The organism is Intestinimonas massiliensis (ex Afouda et al. 2020), from assembly GCF_900626285.1.
GTDB lineage: Bacteria > Bacillota > Clostridia > Oscillospirales > Oscillospiraceae > Flavonifractor > Flavonifractor massiliensis_A.
Genome location: NZ_LR131147.1, coordinates 1824572 through 1840899, shown reverse-complemented (window position 1 = coordinate 1840899; position 16328 = coordinate 1824572). Strand labels below are relative to the sequence as shown.

The following is a 16328-nucleotide window of genomic DNA, read 5'->3' as shown; positions in this document are numbered from 1 at the left end:
AGTGGGCTACCTGGCGCTGATCCTGGCGATCACGGCGGCGGTCCTGCTTTTCATCGCCCTGCGGGGGTAGGGCGCCTGTCTGCTGCGCATACTAGAGAAAATGCCACAGAAGTGCGAGGTTATTCTATTTGGATTATGAACGGCTGACGCTCCCCAATGGGGTGCGGATTTTAACGGAACACGTTCCCGGGGTGCGCTCGGCCTCCCTGGGTATCTGGGTGGGCACCGGCTCCCGCCACGAGACGGCGGGGGAGAACGGCGCCGCCCATTTTATCGAGCACATGCTCTTCAAGGGCACCGCCCGCCGGACGGCGGCCCAGCTGGCCGAGGAGATGGATGCGGTAGGCGGACAGGTAAACGCCTTTACAACCAAGGAGTGCACCTGTTTTTACGCCAGGGTCCTGGACACCCATCTGCCAAGGGCGGCGGACATTTTGTGCGATATGTTCTTCCACTCCAAGTTTGACGACGGGGATGTGGAGACCGAGCGGGGGGTCATTCTGGAGGAGATCGGCATGTACGAGGACAATCCGGAGGACCTGTGCGCCGAGCGGCTGGCGGGTGCGGTGTTCCACGGTACCCCTTTGGCCCGCCCCATCCTGGGCCGGAAGGCCACCCTGGAGAAAATGGACGGGGCCTGGCTGCGTCACTACCAGCACACCCACTACGGCCCGGAGCGCATCGTGGTGGCCCTGGCGGGCAGCTTTACCCAGGCGAATGTGGACGATCTGGCCCGGCGGTTTGCCGGCCTGGAGCCCTCCGCCCGCCATCAGGCGGGCAAGCCCGCCTTCTATACCCCCGGTGTGGTGGTGAAGAAGAAGGCCATCGAGCAGAACCACCTGACCCTGGCCTTCCCCGGCCTGCCCTTCGCCGACAGGCGGCGGTTCACCCTGCAGCTGCTGTCCTCCATTCTGGGGGGCGGCATGTCCTCCCGGCTGTTCCAGCAGGTGCGGGAGAAGAAAGGGCTGTGCTACTCCATCTACACCTACGGCACCTGCCACGACGACACCGGCTACTTCGGCATCTACACCGCCCTGGGGAAGGAGACCGAGGGCCATGCCCTGGACACCATCCTCACCGTGATCCGGGACTTTACCGAGGGGGGCGTCACCCAGGAGGAGCTGGACCGGGCCCGGGAGCAGTCCAAGGCCAACGTGCTCATGGGTCTGGAATCCACCCAGTCCCACATGAGCAGTCTGGGCCGGGGGGAGATCCTCCAGGGCGAGGTGCTGGACGAGGACCAGATCATCGCCGCCTATGATGCGGTCACCCGTGAAGATGTGCGGAATCTGGCCCGGGAGCTGTTCCGGTTCGAGAACGCCTCCCTGTCCGCTGTAGGCCGGGTAGGCTCTCAGGCGGAGTACCAGGCTCTGCTGAGTTGAGGAAAAGAGAAACGGCGCCCGCTGCCATGCGGCAGCGGGCGCCGTTTTATGTTTTAATAGAGCTTGTCCAATTCCTGAATGATCTGGGCCACACAGCCCTCCTCGCAGCTGCACAGGATCCGGGCACCCCAGTCCCTGACTTCCTGGGCGCAGTTGGAGGGGGCGAAGGGGATGGCGGAACGGGCCAGCATGGGAATGTCGTTTTGATTGTCCCCCACACAGTAGACCTTTTTGGGGTCCATGCCCAGATAATTTACCAGGTAGTCCACCATGCCGCCCTTGTTGCTGCCCTTCCTGGTCATCTCCAGCAGCACCGCGTTGGAGAAGATGAGCTCATACGCCTCTCCCCACCGCTCCAGCATATACCGCTGGGTGCGGCGGAGCACGTCGTTCTTCTGCTGGAGGATCACCTTGCTCCAGGGCAGGGGCATCTCCCCGATAGGCACCTCGGCGGCGTCCATCCCCGCCCGGTTCAGGTGGTTGCGGGTGACGGCGTTGGGCTGGTAGACATAGATGTCGTCGTGGTTGTAGGCCTCAAACCCGATCTCGGGAATGTCCCGGGCCACCTGCTGAAGATCCTCTCTGGCCCGGTCGGGGAGAAAGGTCTCAAACACCATCCGGTCCGCTCTGAAATCGTACAGGGCGGAGCCGTTGGACAGGATCACCGGGGCGTTGATGTTTACGATCCGGGCATGGGGGGCAAAGGTGGGGTGCGCCCGGCCGGTGGCGATGGTAAAGGTACCGCCCTGGCGGGTAAAGTAGTCGATGGCCTCCACATTGACCGGCGGTACCCGCAGGTCGGCTCCGTAGAGAGTGTCGTCAAAATCGCTGACCAGCAGCACGCCGTCAAATTTGCCCAAATCGTATCACCTAATTCTTGTCTTGATGGGGCGGATATCCTCCGCCCGGAAATATTTGCCCAAAGGCCCGCTGAGCAGGCCGAACACCACCAGGCACAGCACCATGTCAATGGCCATGTAGAAGCCGTTGTACAGCAGGGAGTAGAACCAGGGGGTGGTCATGGTCAGGCCGAAGAACAGGTCGGGCATGTATTCTGCCCAGATGGTGGCCCCCACGATATAGTGGACCAGGAACCGGGCCACGCAGCCAATGACGGTACCGATGAAGATGCCGCCCTTCCGGCCCCGCATCAGGCCCGCCAGGCCCAGCACGGTGAAGGCCACCAGATAGTCGCCGATAATGGACTGCCAGCCGATGGCGATGCCGCCGGCCTGCATGAACTGGAGCACGCCGTCGGCAAAGCCCACCACCAGGCCGGGACCCACGCCCCAGCGCACGGCGAAGAGCAGGATGGGCAGCATGCCGAAGTCGATGCCGCCGCCGTCGTACATCTTCCAGAATTGAAGCAGACTGAGCACAAAGGCGGCGGCCAGCATGATGCCGCCCTCGCACAGCATCCGCACGGCCAGATGGGATTTCCGCTTACCTGTATACATAGATCGTTCCTCCTAAAAATTCGTACCGCAGCGCAAACCGGTATGCGCAATGCGGTACGGGAAGAACGACAAAAGCCGAATCCACTTCCTACGCCGGCATTACCCGGATCAGGTTTGAGGGACACGGGCGGCACTACGCCCAGATCTCAGCCGGACTTGCGTCCAGCGCCCCTGGAAAATCGATTTATTCTGCGGTCACAGCAAAGTTTATACCAACCGCCCCAGTTTTGTCAATACATCCTGAAACCAGTCGGGCAGGGGGCATTCCAGGGTCATCCGCTCCCCGGTGCGTGGATGGACGAAGGACAGCCGCCGGGCGTGAAGGCACTGGCCTGCCAGACCGGGATAGGGCTTTTTGGAGCCGTACACCACGTCACCCAGCAGGGGGTGGCCGATGTGAGCCATGTGGACCCGGATCTGGTGGGTGCGCCCCGTCTCCAGCCGGCACTGGACGTGGGTATAGCCGGGGAACCGCTCCAGCACCGTCCAGTGGGTGATGGCCTCCCGGCCCTGGAGAAAGTTTACCGCCATCTTCTTCCGGTCGGTGGGGTGGCGGGCGATGGGGGCGTTTACCGTCCCCCCGTCCTCCTTTAGGTTGCCCACACACACCGCCTCATACTCCCGGTACAGGGAGTGGTCCTGGAGCTGTTCCGCCAGGGCCAGGTGGGCGAAGTCGTTCTTGGCGGCGATAATGAGCCCCGAGGTGTCCCGGTCGATGCGGTGGACAATGCCGGGCCGGAGGGCTCCGTTGATTCCGGAGAGTGAATCTCCGCAGTGATATAACAGCGCGTTGACCAAGGTGCCGTCGGGATGGCCGGCCGCCGGGTGGACCACCAGGCCAACCGGCTTGTTGACGGCGATCACGTCGTCGTCCTCATACACCACGTCCAGGGGAATGTTCTGAGGTACGATATCCACCGGCGTGGGGTCGGGGAGGACCACCACCAGCTCGTCCCCCGGGCAGGTTTTGTAGTTCTTCTTCACCGGCTTGCCGTCCAGGGTCACCGCGCCCTCCTCCAGCAGCTTCTGGGCCGCCGAGCGGGTGAGCTGGGGCAGGGCGGCGGCCAGAAACTGGTCTGCCCGCTGGCCGTCCTGTTCAACCCTCAGATGCAGGGGTGTCATGATTCTTGTCCTCCTTGCCGTGGAACAGCAGATAGTATACGCAGAAGGCGATGCCGCCGCACACCACGCAGATGTCGGCCACATTGAACACGGCGAAGTTCATGAAGATGGTCTGGAACATGTCGGTGACATAGCCCATAAAGGCCCGGTCGATGAGATTGCCCACCGCCCCGGCCAGCACCACCGACAGGCAGAACATGGCGAAGGGGTGGGGAAACACCTTCTTTACCAGCAGCACAGCCAGCAGGATGGAGACCACCAGGGAGACCAGGGCCAGGATCCAGGTGTGCTCCTCAAAGATGGAAAAGGCGGCGCCGGTGTTCTTCACGTAGGTCAGCTGCAGGATGTGGGGGAGAAAGGGCACAGCCTCTCCCGGACCGATGTTGGTCCGCACCAGGAACTTGACCAGCTGATCCAGGGCCACCAGGGCCACGATGAGAATGGCGTAGAGCATAAGCAGGGCTCCTTTGCGAAATGTAAGGGCCGGACAGGCCGGCAGGATTCTTTTTATTGTACCATGCCGGCCTCCGCCGGGCAAGCCCCACCTGCCCACTTGTTTCCCCCTTATGGGTGTGATACAATGGAACACGGCGGAATCGCCGGAACTTTTTCCGGCATTGTATCGTGGTTTACATTCTTTCCGCCGGCATGGTGCCATACTACCAGGTATAAAGTGAAGCAATTAGGAGGCCGTCCCCATGAAGGAATATCCTGTTCAGCGCGCCACAGTGCTCAAGCCCAAGCCCGATCCGGCCACGCTGGTTTTTGGTAAGACATTTACCGATCATATGTTTATCATGGACTACACCGCCGGCCAGGGCTGGCATGACGGGCGCATCGTGCCCTACGGCCCCATCCAGCTGGAGCCCTCCGCCATGGTGTTCCACTATGCCCAGGAGGTATTTGAGGGCCTGAAGGCCTACCGCGCCCCCGACGGCGGCGTGCAGCTCTTCCGTCCCACCGAGAACGTGAAGCGGATCAACTCCTCCTGCGAGCGTATGTGCATCCCGCCCCTGAATGAGGAGGACGCCCTGGCCGCCATCGAGCAGCTGGTCCGGGTAGAGGCCGACTGGGTACCCAGCGCCCCCGGCACCTCCCTGTACATCCGTCCCTTTATCATCGCCACCACTCCCTCTCTGGGTGTTCACGCCGCCCACAACTATATCTTCTGCATCATCGCCTGCCCCGTGGGCGCCTACTACGCCGAGGGCATCAACCCGGTGAAGATCTATGTGGAGAGCGAGGACGTCCGGGCCGTCCGGGGCGGCACCGGCTATACCAAGTGCGGCGGCAACTACGCCGCCTCCATCCGCGCCGGCGAGCGGGCGGAGGAGAACGGCTACGCCCAGGTGCTGTGGCTGGACGGTGTCCACCGCAAGTACATTGAAGAAGTGGGCTCCATGAACGTCATGTTCCAGATCGGCGACACGGTGGTCACCCCCAAGCTGACCGGCTCCGTGCTGCCCGGCATCACCCGCAAGTCCTGCATCGAGCTGCTCCAGAGCTGGGGCCTGAAGGTGGAGGAGCGGCTCATCACCGCCCAGGAGCTCTTTGACGCTGGCGCCGACGGCTCCCTGAAGGAGGCCTGGGGCACCGGAACCGCCGCTGTCATCTCCCCCATCGGCGAGATGGGCTGGGAGGACAAGCACGTGGTGGTCAACGGCGGCAAGATCGGCCCTCTGGCCCAGAAGCTGTACGACACCCTCACCGGGATCCAGTGGGGCACCAAGCCCGATCCCCACGGCTGGGTGGTCAAGCTGTAACTTTGCTTTCTTCTAGCCTTCCTATAATACCTTCCCAGACCAAGGGGCGGGACAAATGTCCCGCCCCTTGGTCTATTTTCTTCAGGGAATCTGATATTTACCTTTTGGTTTCTTTAGCTTTCACCTCTGACGGAGCCCGCTGTGGTACAATACCGCAAACGAAATGAGGTGCTGCTATGAAACGATGCAAGTATATTCCGCTCCTGCTGCTGGCCCTGCTGCTGCTGTCCGCCTGCGGCAGTTCACCCCGCATCCAGGCGGAGGCCCGGCGGCTGGCCGCGGTCCAGCTGGGCAAGCTGGACGGAGAGATCACCAAGGCGGAACACCAACAGGTGACCGATCTGCTGGAACGGCTGATCCCCCTGCGTCAGGCCCGGGAGGTCCGGGGGGAGTGGGAGCCCTCCGGTGAGGAGGAGCGGCTGGTGACCCAGCTCAACCAGCTCTACGAGGACTGCACCCGCCGCTACCTGGGGGATCTGGGCGGCTGGAGTGCCGACGAGGAGAAGATGGAGGCCCTGGCCGAATATCAGGTCAAGGGGAACGGTACCCTGGAGCTGACAGAGGGAAAGGACGACTACCGGGCGCTGTGGCAGCTGGTGGACGCCATGCTGCCCCAGGGCAGTCTGGACGCCTTTGACCGCTTCACCGTCTTTACCGACGGGGAGGAGGAGATCCTGGCCTACGTGGTGCCCACCGACGATGACGGCGCCCGGTGGGAGCTGGCGGTGGACCCCATGGACACAGAGGACGCGGTCTCCTTTGCCGAGACGGTGTTCCACGAGTACTGTCACTACCTGACCCTGAACAACAAGCAGGTCACCTACGACCGGACCCCCTCCTACGGCTGCTATGCCGAGAGCGACCTGACCGCCTATCCCAACTCCTACCTGAACACCTTCTACCACACCTTCTGGAAGGACTACCTGGACGACCGGCGGGCCGACCCGGAGACCTACGGCTTCTACCTCCGCCACGCCGACGACTTTCTGACCGGCTACGCCGCCACCAGCCCTTCGGAGGACATCGCCGAGAGCTTTGCCTACTTCGTCCTGTACGACAAGGCGGAGGGGGATGGTATCCCGGCTCAGAAGCAGAACTTTTTCTACGCCTATCCCGAGCTGGTGGCCTTCCGGGACCAGGCACGGGCGAAGATGGGGCTGTGAGGGCTACCGGGTCAGGCTCCGGAAGCCCTTGGGGGCCTCCGAGCGGAATACCCGCTGTTCTCCCGTGAAGGGGTCGGTGAGAGCCAGCTCATGGGCGTGGAGGCACAGCCGGCCCAGCGGGTCGGTGGCCGCGCCGTAGTCCCGGTCCCCGGCCACCGGACAGCCCAGCTCACTGAGGTGGGCCCGGATCTGGTTCTTCCGGCCGGTGTCGATGTCCACCTCCAGCAGGGTGTATTCCGCTCCCGCGCTCAGGGTGGTATAATGGGTTACCGCTTCCTTCCCGCCGGAGCGGACGGAGTACACCTTGTGGGCGGCATTTTCCCGCAGCAGGGTGCGGATGGTATCGGCCTCCTTGGGCGGACGGCCCTCCACCACCGCCAGATAGCCCCGGCGGCGCACCAGGGTGTCCCAGCTGTCCTGGTAGGCCCGCTTGGTCCCCTCGTCCTTGGCGAAGAGGAGCACGCCGGAGGTGTCCCGGTCCAGCCGGTGGACGATGAACACCCGGCCCCTGGGATCCGTCCGGCGGACGTAGTCGGTGGCCATGCGGTAGGCGGTGCGCACCTTCTCCAGGTCGCTGGCCATGCTCAGCAGGCCGGCGGGCTTGTCGATCACCAGGACCCGCCTGTCCTCGTAGAGGATGGGGAAGGGAGCCTTTGCAGCCTTACTCCCCTGAGGGCGGATGGTGACAGTCTGGCCCGGCTCCAGCGGGTGGTCGTGGCGGGTGACGGTCACTCCGTCCACCTGCACCTGGCCCCGGGTGAGCAGGCCCTTGATGTTGTTGCGGCTCTGGCCCCTGACCTGCTCCAGAAGAAAGGGGAGCAGCGGCCCGGCCTGGGTGACGGAATAGGTTTTTTCCTGCATAACTTCACATCCTGAGAGGAGAATGACAGATGAACGAGGTCCTGGCCCAGCTCCACGCCCGCAAATCGGTGCGGGCCTTTCTGGACAAGCCCATCGCTCCGGCGGACAAGGCCGCCATTCTGGAGGCGGCCTGCGCCGCTCCCACTGCCGGCAACCAGCAGCTTTACACCATTTTAGACATTACCGACCAGGCCGTCAAGGATACCCTGGCGGAGACCTGCGACCACCAGCCCTTCATCGCTCAGGCTCCCCTGGTGCTCATCTTCTGCGCCGACTGCCAGAAGTGGCAGGACGCCTTTGCCGCCGGCGGCTGCCAGCCCCGGGACCCCGCCGTGGGGGACCTGCTGCTGGCCTTCTGCGACGCCAACATCGCCGCCCAGAACGCCGTCACCGCCGCCTGGAGCCTGGGCATCGGCTCCTGCTACATCGGGGACATCCTGGAGCAGTGCGAGACCCACCGGGCGCTGCTGAACCTGCCGGAGTACGTGGTGCCCGCCGCCATGCTGGTGTTCGGCTGGCCCACCGACCAGCAGCTGGAGCGGCAGAAGCCCCGCCGCCGGGCCATGGAGCATATCGTCCACGAAAATTCATACCGGCGCATGGACGGGGCCGAGCTGGAGGCCATGCTGGCCGACAACGCCGGGCCGCGACCCTACGCAGACTGGCTGAAGGCCTTCTGCGACCGGAAGTACAACTCGGACTTTTCACGGGAGATGAGCCGCTCGGCGGCGGAATATCTCAAGGCGTTCCAGCGCTGAGCCGCTCCAGAATGCGCCGCAGCAGCTGGGCGGTACCCACCTGATAGCCGCAGCAGGCGTAGACCGCCCGGCCCGCCTGATCGCACACCACCGCAAAGGGCGGCTTGTCCGGGTCCAGGCCCAGATGGCGGGCCACCGCCTCTGCCTGGTAGTTCCAGTCGGGGTACTCCACCCGCAGCTCCGGCCAGGCGGCCAGCAGCGCCGCCAGAGTGGCCTGCTGTTCCGCCCCCGGCCTGCGCAGGTAGCAGACGGCCTCCGCCTCCAGACCCCGGAAGGCCGCCAGGTCGGCGGTCAGCTCATTGAGAATATGTTCGGTCGGTTCCGCCCCCTCCTCCAGCCAGAGGAGCAGGGCGGGCTTTCCGTTTTTGGGCCGGAGCTCCTCCAGGGGCAGGTCCCGGGGGGTGATGAGGTCGCTGAGGGAGCACTCCCGCAGCTCCAGAAAGACCTCACGCTCCTCACCGGGAGCAAGGGAGAATTCCATCCGGTTGGCCAGTTGGTCCCCGGCGGGGAGCCGCAGGGCGGTGAGTACCCGGTAGCGCCCGGCGGGCAGGGCGGCGGACAGCCTGTTCCGGTGCCACCCCCGGTCGGTCAGCTTCAGCGGTTTCCACTCTGTACCCGTCCAGAAGTCCAGCGACCAGTTCTGCCGGTAGAGAAACCGGTCCTCCGCCACTTTGCGGAAGGTTACTTTTCCACATTTCTCGGGGGCTTGGGGGACAACTTTCCCGTTCCGCCACACCATCACTGCCCCGTCCAGGGGCCGCAGCCAGGCGGGGACGCCCGCCTTCCGCAGGGCAATGACCTCCCCCACCGCTCCGGGCTGGGGGGCGGACCAGTCGGTGAGCCGCTCAAAGGCCACCCGGGGGCAGAGAATAAAGCGCCGGAAGATTTCCGCCGGGTACTTGTCCGCCCAGGGCCGGGCCCGCTCCAGATGAAACTCCAGCAGGGCGGCGGTGGCGTCCCGCAGGTCCTTGTCGGACAGGCTCTCCACCAGGGCGGTCCGCAGGGGGTCGCCGTCCCTGTTCAGAAAGGTATAGATCTCCTCAAAATTGCCCCGGGCCTTCAGCAGCAGCTCCCGCTGCTCCGGATGGGCCTTCAGCTTTTTCCGGTCGCAGTATCCCGCCATGCGCACCGCACGTTTGGCGGTGCCCGCCGCCAGTACCTCCGAGCGGGTCTTCCGCTGCCCCTCGTCCAGCGGGGCGGGATTGACGGGGAAGCCGCGGGGGGCGTGGAAGTCGAAGGGAATCCAGTCCGGACAGGGCAGGGGAGGGGCCAATTCCGCCCCGTCCTCGGTCTCACCGTGACAGAAGGCCTCCCGCTCCCCGGCGGACAGGTGGAGGTCACCGATCCCCAGCTCCGCCTGTACGGTGCCGTCCGCTTTGGCGGTGAGGTGGGCGATGGGACAGAACCGGGCCTCGTTGAGCACCTCCAGGGTGATGACCTCTCCCGGCCCGGCCCGGAAGGTGTATGCCTTTGTGCGGGCGTAGCGGGCGGTCTGGTTATGGTACAGAGCCTGGCCCTCCCGGCCCAGGGGGGCCCCGTGAAGGGCGGTGTCGGTCACCGGGCCGAAGGTGCGGCTGTGGACCAGCATGGCCCTGGAGGCGGCAGTGTTGAACCAGCCCCGGTCCAGCACCGGCTCCGGCTCACAGGCACCCAGGAACTGCCACTTTCCGTGGCACAGCGCCTCCACCCAGGCGTGGTTGTCGTCGCAGTGGGACCACCGGGGGGCGTACACCTGCCGGGCGGGCAGGCCCACGGAGCGCAGGGCGGCCACCAGGAAGGCGGATTCCTCCCCGCACCGGCCGCTGCCGCAGCGGTACACCGTCAGGGGAGAGGCAGTGCGGTCGTCCTGGGCCTGGTAGCTGGCCTGCTCGTGGCACCAGCGGTTGACTTCCAGGACGGCCTCCTCCTGGTCCAGGTCCTTTATCCGGTCCCACAGCTGACCGTAAAACAGCCCCCGGTGCTCCGACAGGTCCTCGTCGTTCACCCGGGGACAGAGTACATACTGCTCATAGGCCTCTCGGCTCAGAGAGGTACACCAGGGGGCGGTGTCCCGCAGCATCCTGGCGTGGGCGGCGAAGGCCTCAAACAGGGGCCGGGGATAGGCCGCCCAATCCTCCGGCAGGGCGGTTTCGAGAAAGCGCAGTTCTTCTTCCATGGGATCCACTCCTTTTGATTGGGGCTATGATAGCATAATTTTTTGTGCTATCATAGCCCCAAATAGAAAAGAAGGTGGGAATGATGATTTTAGAGGTGTGCTGCGGCTCGGCGGGGGATGTGTGGACGGCGGCTCAGGCCGGGGCGGACCGTGTGGAGCTGAACGCCGCCCTGTTCCTGGGGGGCCTGACCCCCAGTATCGGGGCCATGGAGCTGGCCCGTCGGGCGGAGGTACCCATCATGGCCATGGTGCGGCCCCGGGAGGGGGGCTTCTGCTACACCCAGACGGAGTTTGACACCATGCTGGCCGATGCCCGTGCCCTGCTGGAGGCGGGGGCGGACGGCATCGCCTTCGGCTTCCTCCACCCGGACGGAACCGTGGATCAGGAGCGGTGCGCCGCCATGCTGGAAGTGATCGGGGAGAAAGAGAGCGTGTTCAGCCGGGCCATCGACGTGACGCCGGACTGGCGGGCGGCGCTGGATGCCCTGATGGAGCTGGGTGTCACCCGGGTGCTCACCAGCGGCCAGGCGGCCTCCGCCCCCGCGGGTGCGGCCACCATCCGGGCCATGAGAGAATACGCCGCCGGCCGCATCCAGATCCTGCCCGGCTGCGGGATCAATCCGGACAACGCCGCCGGGCTGCTGGCGGAAACCGGCTGCGATCAGATTCACGGTTCTTTTAAAACCTGGGGAGTGGACATATCCGCCACCCATAACCCGGCAGTGAGCTTTTCCGGCGGTACCTGTCCCCCGGAGGAGCAGTACCCCGTCACCGATGCCGATGCGGTCCGTGCCGCGGCAGACCGGGTGACCGGAGATAAACGGTGATTCTCGCAGCGGCCGCCGGGGCGGCCCGTCCGGCCATTTTTCCTGAATGATTGAAAAAAGCGCGGCGCAAGCGAAATCGCTTGCGCCGCGCTGGCACGCCTGAGGGGATTCGAACCTCCGACCTACCGCTTAGGAGGCGGTCGCTCTATCCTGCTGAGCTACAGGCGCGTGTAATGTGGCGGCTGACCTGCCCGACACCGAATCATTGTAACCCAACTTTCCACTTCTGTCAACGGCAGTGGTGAGAAATGGAACGGATTTCGGCGGATTTTTTGCGGAAAGCAGTTGCATGGAGCAACATCATACGGTATAATAAATGGTCGAGCTTATTGGAATACTGTATGATAATCGGATTTGAGGTGTACCATCTTGCAGGATCAAACATTGCGTAACGTAGCCATTATCGCCCACGTCGACCACGGCAAGACCACCCTGGTGGACGAGATGCTCAAGCAGGGCGGCATTTACCGGGAGAACCAGGCCACGGTGGACCGTGTCATGGACTCCAACGACCTGGAGCGGGAGCGGGGCATCACCATCCTGGCCAAAAACACCGCTGTCCACTACAAAGGCGTCAAGATCAACATCGTGGACACCCCGGGCCACGCCGATTTCGGCGGAGAGGTGGAGCGCATTCTGAAGATGGTCAACGGCGTCATCCTGCTGGTGGACGCCGCCGAGGGCCCCATGCCCCAGACCCGGTTTGTGCTGTCCAAGGCCCTGGAGCTGGGCCACAAGGTCATCGTGGTGGTCAACAAGATCGACCGCCCCGACCAGCGCATCCACGAGGTCATGGACGAGGTGCTGGAGCTGCTGCTGGACCTGAACGCCACCGAGGAGCAGTTTGAATCTCCCACCCTGTTCTGCTCCGGCCGTCAGGGCACCGCGTCCTACTCCCCCGACGTGCCCGGCACCGACCTGGTGCCTCTGTTCGAGACCATCCTGAACTATATCCCCGCCCCCGAGGCGGACGTGGACCAGCCCTTCCAGATGCTGGTCTCCTCCATCGACTACAACGAGTTTGTGGGCCGCATCGCCATCGGCCGGATCGAGCGGGGCGTCATCAAGCAGAACCAGGAGATCGCGGTGTGCAACTACCACGATCCCGATGCTGAACCCCGGAAGGCCAAGGCTACCGCCCTCTATCAGTTTGACGGCCTGGGCAAGGTGCCCGTGACCGAGGCCACCGCCGGCAACATCATCGCCATGAGCGGCATCGGCGACATCACCATCGGCGATACCATCTGCGCGCCCGAAGCGGTGGAGCCCATCGAGTTCGTGAAGATCTCCGCCCCCACCATCGAGATGACCTTCTCGGTGAACGATTCCCCCTTCGCCGGCAAGGAGGGCAAGTTCGTCACCTCCCGGCAGATCCGGGACCGGCTGTTCCGGGAGACCCTGAAGGACGTGTCCCTGCGGGTCACCGAGACCGACTCCACCGACGCCTTCAACGTGGCCGGCCGCGGCGAGATGTCCCTGTCCATCCTGATCGAGACCATGCGCCGGGAAGGCTATGAGTTCCAGGTCTCCCCGCCCCGTGTGCTCTATCAGGAGATCGACGGCAAGAAGTGTGAGCCGATCGAGCGCCTGGTGGTGGACGTGCCTGCCGACAGCGTGGGTTCCGTCATTGAGAAGATCGGCTCCCGCAAGGGCGACCTGCTGGAGATGACCCCCGTGGGCGAGCGGATGAAGCTGGAGTTCCTGGTGCCCTCCCGGGGCCTGTTCGGCTACCGCAACGAGTTTTTGACCGACACCAAGGGCGAGGGCATCATGGCTTCCGTCTTTGAGTGCTACGCCCCCATGAAGGGCGAGATCCAGCGCCGCAACTCCGGCTCCCTGGTGTCCTTTGAGACCGGCGAGAGCGTGACCTACGGCCTGTACAACGCCCAGGAGCGGGGTGTGCTGTTCATCGGCCCCGGTGTGCCTGTGTACGCCGGCATGGTGGTGGGCGAGACGCCCAAGCAGGAGGACATCTCGGTCAACGTCTGCAAGAAGAAGCAGCTGACCAACATGCGTGCCGCCGGCTCCGACGACGCCCTGCGGCTGACCCCGCCCCGTCAGATGTCCCTGGAGCAGTGCCTGGAGTTCCTGGCCGACGACGAGCTGCTGGAGGTCACCCCCAAGTCCCTGCGGCTGCGCAAGCGGCTGCTGGACCACGCCGCCCGTATGCGCGAGGCGTCCAAGAAAAAAGGTTGATAGAAAAAATGCCCGCTGTCCGAGGACAGCGGGCATTTTTTTGTCAGCGGGCGGGCCGATGAGGACATCGGCCCCTACGAAATCCGGGTGCGTTCCCAGTAGGCGGCCATGCTCTCGCCGCTCTGGCCGGTGGTCTCCCGGCTGAGATAGGCGGACAGCTCCGCCGGGGGCTTCCAGATATGGGCGGACGCCTCGTCAGGAAATTCCACCTCGGCGTAGAAGAAGCCGGTGTCCAGCTCCTTGTCCACCTGATTGACCTCCAGGGTGAGCCCCCCGGGCAGAGGGTAGCGGCGCTGCTCCTTCTGGATCATGGGGGCGTTCAGCATCCCGGCCAGAGCCTGGTACTGTTCTTCGCTCACCGGCAGCTCGATCTCCTGCCGCACCAGACCGCCCTTGCCCTTGAAGCAAACGATGTATCGGCAGGGCCCGCCTGCTTCCGCCTCCCGGCGGACCCGGACGGCGGGGCGGGTGGCAAAATAGCCCTGATCCATCAAGAGCACAGCGGCGGGTTCCAGCTCCGGCCAGCCGCTTACCAGCCAGCGGCGTTCGATTTCCATGGGAAAGACCTCCTTCAGAAGGGCAGGGCCACGATGGCAGGCACCAGGATGGGCACCGCCAGGGAAAGCACCACGCCGGAGGTGAAGGAGTAGATGGTGATCCGCTCATGGGTGGCGCCCACCACCACGGGGAGGACGGTATCCATGGCGGCGGCTCCCGGCAGGGCGGCGCACTCCACATAGCCGATGTACTTGGCCACCAGAGGGATGGCCAGAATGGAGAAGATCTCCCGCATCACGTTGGACAGGAAGGCCACCGCCGACACCGACAGGGAGTAGGGGGCCAGCAGGGTGGGGGCCAGGGAGTACCAGCCCATGCCGGCTGCGGCGGCCATGGAGTCCTTTACCCCCATGGGCAGGAACAGACCCGCCAGGGCGGCAAACACCAGGGTGCCGGCGCACACCACCACCGGTACCAGCAGCACCTGGAATCCGGCGGTCTTGATATCGCTGATCAGGGTGCCCTGCTTGCCCATGTCCATGCCCACCATGAACAGCAGCAGGTAGAGTCCGAAGTTGATGACGGTGCCGCAGTGCTGGGTGACGGCGGGGGGGAGGAGGAACCGGCCGGCCAGCATGCCCAGCACCACCGCGATGACGATCCACTTGGTCAGGGAGTTGTCCGCCTTGCCGGCGGTGTGTCCCCCCTGGTCCTCGGCCTCAGCGGACCCACGGGGCAGACCCACATGGTCCAGCCTGAGCACGAACCGCCGCAGCAGGGTGAGGAAGAGGAGAGAGCCGAACATGGCCAGCACCGTGATGAGCAGGGCGGCCAGGCCGATCTGCCCCAGGGAGGCGATGACCTCGTCATTGGCGCCCAGATTGACGCCCAGGGTGACGATGAGGATCATCAGCGCCACGAACTGCAGCTTGCCCACCCACACCAGGGGGCGGCTGCGGACCCCTTTCCGGGAGCCGATGAACGCCCCGACGACCACAAGGGCGATGTAAATTGCCAGATTCGTGAGGGTGCTGAGGGTGGTGCCCATAGCGCATCCGTCCTTTTCTTTATAATAAGGAGCCTCCACATTGTAGCATGGACCCGTAAAAAAGTCCACCCCCTGGGAACAGAAGGGTGGACGGGCATTCAGAACCGCGGGTCGCCGTCCAGGGGCAGGTGCCTGGACCACACCCAGCTCATGACGGTGGGGATCAAAAGAATGAGGAAGGAGCAGAAGCCCAGCAGAAGAAGGGTGACCAGCTCAGACAGCAGGACGGAGGAGAGGAGGACCAGCAGCCCCGACAGGAAGGTGAGCCTGCCGGACAGCCGGTGGGTCTTGTTCCATACATCGGGGTCGGACAGGGTCCAGAGGTTGCGGAAACCGGACAGAAAGTTGGTTTTCAGCTTGCCCGTCTGCATGCCGATGAACAGATATATCAGGCCCAGCAGGGAGAGAAGGGTCCGGCCCCAGGAGAGGGCGTCGGCCTGAAGCAGAGCCGACAGCAGGATGACCGTGGCCCCGTTCAGGAGCCACAGAAGGACCAGGGCGGCGGAGCGGAACCTTCCCTGGAGCAGAGCAAGCACCGGACCCAGGACAGCCAGAAGCCACAGTACATTCCGGCTGCCCGCCGCGGCGCCCCAGGCGGGGAAGATCTGCCCGGGCAGGCGGGTATAGCATACCGCAATCAGAACCAGAGGGAGAAAGGCCAGCGGCCATGGGGATGGGCTGCCGGGTTTGGCGTTCATGTCAGGCATCTCCTTTCAGCCCGGCGATCCAGCCGGTGATCTCGTCCAATACCGACAGATTGAGCTCGTAGTAGATGTACTTCCCCCGCCGCTGATCGGAGATCAGCCCCGCCTCCCGCAGCACCGACAGGTGGTGGGAGATGGTGGCGGCCGTCATGTCGAAATGTGCGCCGATCTCTCCGGCGGTTTTGGCCCGGTTCCGCAGCAGGCGGAGGATCTCCCGCCGGGTGGGGTCGCTGAGGGCCTTGAAGGTCTCCTGAAAACCCATGGCGGCCGCCTCCCATCAATTAGATATTGATCTAATTGAAATGTAACATGGGACTGCCGGCCTGTCAAGATACATTTAGAAAAAGATCAAATTGTTTTTTTCCGTAAAAAAGCGGCCGCCCGGACGGGCGGC

The 16328-nt window shown here is 64.2% G+C and carries 16 protein-coding genes, 1 tRNA gene and 1 riboswitch; of the genes, 6 read left to right on the top strand and 11 right to left on the bottom strand.

The window, feature by feature from the left end; translation table 11 throughout:
- The first annotated feature begins 128 nt into the window (after positions 1-128).
- Positions 129-1382, top strand: coding sequence for a M16 family metallopeptidase (locus tag E0E41_RS09215; protein ID WP_130869668.1), 1254 nt, complete (start codon positions 129-131; stop codon positions 1380-1382).
- A 53-nt stretch (positions 1383-1435) separates the two neighbouring features.
- Here E0E41_RS09215 and E0E41_RS09210 read toward each other — a convergent pair whose 3' ends face one another.
- The 4 genes from E0E41_RS09210 to lspA form a co-directional block, all read right to left on the bottom strand.
- A complete protein-coding gene (locus tag E0E41_RS09210; RefSeq protein WP_130869667.1) occupies positions 1436-2242 on the bottom strand; it encodes an HAD-IIB family hydrolase in 807 nt (268 codons plus the stop codon).
- 6 nt (positions 2243-2248) lie between these two features.
- On the bottom strand, positions 2249-2839 hold the full coding sequence (locus tag E0E41_RS09205; RefSeq protein WP_242623745.1) for an energy-coupled thiamine transporter ThiT: 591 nt from the start codon (positions 2837-2839) through the stop codon (positions 2249-2251).
- 68 nt (positions 2840-2907) lie between these two features.
- Positions 2908-3022: riboswitch (TPP riboswitch) on the bottom strand.
- A 24-nt stretch (positions 3023-3046) separates the two neighbouring features.
- Positions 3047-3961 (bottom strand): RluA family pseudouridine synthase, encoded by a 915-nt coding sequence (locus E0E41_RS09200; protein WP_130869666.1) that lies wholly within the window; start codon positions 3959-3961, stop codon positions 3047-3049.
- On the bottom strand, positions 3936-4415 hold the full coding sequence (gene lspA, locus E0E41_RS09195; protein ID WP_130869665.1) for a signal peptidase II: 480 nt from the start codon (positions 4413-4415) through the stop codon (positions 3936-3938). Before lspA ends, E0E41_RS09200 begins: the two co-directional genes overlap by 26 nt.
- Positions 4416-4659: 244 nt before the next feature.
- On the opposite strand from lspA, the gene E0E41_RS09190 reads away from it, so the two are divergent.
- A complete protein-coding gene (locus tag E0E41_RS09190) occupies positions 4660-5724 on the top strand; it encodes a branched-chain amino acid aminotransferase (protein ID WP_130869664.1) in 1065 nt (354 codons plus the stop codon).
- A gap of 176 nt (positions 5725-5900) precedes the next feature.
- Positions 5901-6887, top strand: coding sequence for a hypothetical protein (locus tag E0E41_RS09185; protein WP_130869663.1), 987 nt, complete (start codon positions 5901-5903; stop codon positions 6885-6887).
- Between the two features lie 3 nt (positions 6888-6890).
- On the opposite strand, the gene E0E41_RS09180 is transcribed toward E0E41_RS09185, so the two are convergent.
- Positions 6891-7748, bottom strand: coding sequence for an RluA family pseudouridine synthase (locus tag E0E41_RS09180; RefSeq protein ID WP_130869662.1), 858 nt, complete (start codon positions 7746-7748; stop codon positions 6891-6893).
- Positions 7749-7777: 29 nt separating this feature from the next.
- On the opposite strand from E0E41_RS09180, the gene E0E41_RS09175 reads away from it, so the two are divergent.
- Entirely contained in the window at positions 7778-8506 is a 729-nt protein-coding gene (locus tag E0E41_RS09175; protein ID WP_130869661.1) for a nitroreductase family protein, read from the top strand.
- Here E0E41_RS09175 and E0E41_RS09170 read toward each other — a convergent pair.
- Complete coding sequence (locus E0E41_RS09170) at positions 8487-10661, bottom strand: transglutaminase-like domain-containing protein (protein WP_130869660.1); 2175 nt, start codon at positions 10659-10661, stop codon at positions 8487-8489. The two genes, E0E41_RS09175 and E0E41_RS09170, sit on opposite strands and share 20 nt — an antisense overlap.
- A gap of 80 nt (positions 10662-10741) precedes the next feature.
- On the opposite strand from E0E41_RS09170, the gene E0E41_RS09165 reads away from it, so the two are divergent.
- Positions 10742-11488: a copper homeostasis protein CutC gene (locus E0E41_RS09165; protein ID WP_130869659.1), complete on the top strand. Its 747-nt coding sequence runs from the start codon at positions 10742-10744 to the stop codon at positions 11486-11488.
- Positions 11489-11579: 91 nt separating this feature from the next.
- Here the strand turns inward: E0E41_RS09165 and E0E41_RS09160 are convergent.
- Positions 11580-11656, bottom strand: a tRNA-Arg gene (locus E0E41_RS09160).
- A gap of 201 nt (positions 11657-11857) precedes the next feature.
- Between E0E41_RS09160 and typA the strand changes: the two genes are divergently transcribed.
- Positions 11858-13684, top strand: coding sequence for a translational GTPase TypA (gene typA, locus E0E41_RS09155; RefSeq protein ID WP_130869658.1), 1827 nt, complete (start codon positions 11858-11860; stop codon positions 13682-13684).
- A gap of 74 nt (positions 13685-13758) precedes the next feature.
- On the opposite strand, the gene E0E41_RS09150 is transcribed toward typA, so the two are convergent.
- The 4 genes from E0E41_RS09150 to E0E41_RS09135 all read right to left on the bottom strand — a co-directional run bounded on the left by E0E41_RS09150 (position 13759) and on the right by E0E41_RS09135 (position 16196).
- On the bottom strand, positions 13759-14241 hold the full coding sequence (locus E0E41_RS09150) for a hypothetical protein (RefSeq protein WP_130869657.1): 483 nt from the start codon (positions 14239-14241) through the stop codon (positions 13759-13761).
- 14 nt (positions 14242-14255) lie between these two features.
- Positions 14256-15230 carry a lysine exporter LysO family protein gene (locus E0E41_RS09145; protein WP_130869656.1) on the bottom strand — a complete coding sequence of 325 codons (975 nt, stop codon included), beginning with the start codon at positions 15228-15230 and terminating at the stop codon, positions 14256-14258.
- A gap of 98 nt (positions 15231-15328) precedes the next feature.
- Positions 15329-15928 (bottom strand): SdpI family protein, encoded by a 600-nt coding sequence (locus E0E41_RS09140; protein WP_165450534.1) that lies wholly within the window; start codon positions 15926-15928, stop codon positions 15329-15331.
- A 1-nt stretch (position 15929) separates the two neighbouring features.
- Entirely contained in the window at positions 15930-16196 is a 267-nt protein-coding gene (locus E0E41_RS09135) for an autorepressor SdpR family transcription factor (RefSeq protein ID WP_130869654.1), read from the bottom strand.
- Between the last annotated feature and the right edge of the window lie 132 nt (positions 16197-16328).